At 69.2% G+C, this 819-nt stretch carries 1 protein-coding gene; it reads right to left on the bottom strand.

Annotation, left to right across the window (positions count from 1 at the left end; genetic code table 11):
- Positions 1–49: 49 nt before the first annotated feature.
- A complete protein-coding gene (locus ACPYOM_RS22065) occupies positions 50–697 on the bottom strand; it encodes a response regulator (RefSeq protein ID WP_481343387.1) in 648 nt (215 codons plus the stop codon).
- Positions 698–819: the final 122 nt, after the last annotated feature.

Genomic DNA, 819 nt, shown 5'->3' with positions numbered 1-819 from the left:
GAGCCAGGACCGAGCCACCCTGCGAGCCCGTGGACCCGCGCGGAGCTCGTCAGCCCGCACGTTCCGGCGGCTGGTGGGTCGCGACGTAGACGGCGGCCTGGGTGCGTCGCTCCAGGCCCATCTTCGACAGCACCGAGGTGACGTAGTTCTTGACGGTCTTCTCGGCGAGCGACATGTCCTCGCCGATCTGGCGGTTCGTCATCCCCCGCGCGAGGTGGTCGAGGATGCGGCGCTCCTGAGGGCTGAGTGCCCTCAGTCGAGGGTCGGTCTCCTGTCCCCGCCTCCAGCTGTCACGCAGGCGGTCGACACGCGGTGTGTCGAGAAGGTTCTCCCCGGCCGCAACCCGCTGGATCGCCTCCACCAAGCCGTTCCCCTTGATGTCCTTGAGCACGAAGCCTGCCGCGCCGGCCAGGACCGCAGCGGTCAGGGCCTGGTCATCGGCGAACGAGGTGAGGATGAGGCAGGCGATCGTCGGGTCGATGGAGCGGACGTTGCGGCAGGCCTCGATGCCTGAGCCGTCCGGGAGGCGCACGTCGAACACGGCGACGTCGGGCCGGATGGCAGGGATCCGCCGGGCGGCTTCCCTCGCGAGCCCGGACTCGCCGACGACCTGGAAGCCCGGCGTCTCCTCGAGCAGTTCCCGCAGGCCTCGCCGCACCACTTCGTGGTCGTCGAGGAGGAACACCTTGATCGTCATTGAGGCCCACCTTTCGCTCGTCGACGGTCCTGCACGGGAAGGTCGAGACTAGGGCGCACGGGTCGTCCGGGGTAGGTGCGAAAGTCCTGCTTCTCCCGGCTCACAGCGGGACGGTCCAGACC

The sequence above is a fragment of the Monashia sp. HAY1-2A genome (genome assembly GCF_056755315.1).
The sequence above is the reverse complement of the archived record's forward strand: the minus strand, read 5'-3'. Positions and strand labels throughout refer to the sequence as shown.

Coding starts and splice junctions, on each gene's coding strand:
- ACPYOM_RS22065 (WP_481343387.1), bottom strand. CDS start 697: ATGACGATCAAGGTGTTCCTCCTCGACGACCACGAAGTGGTGCGGCGA.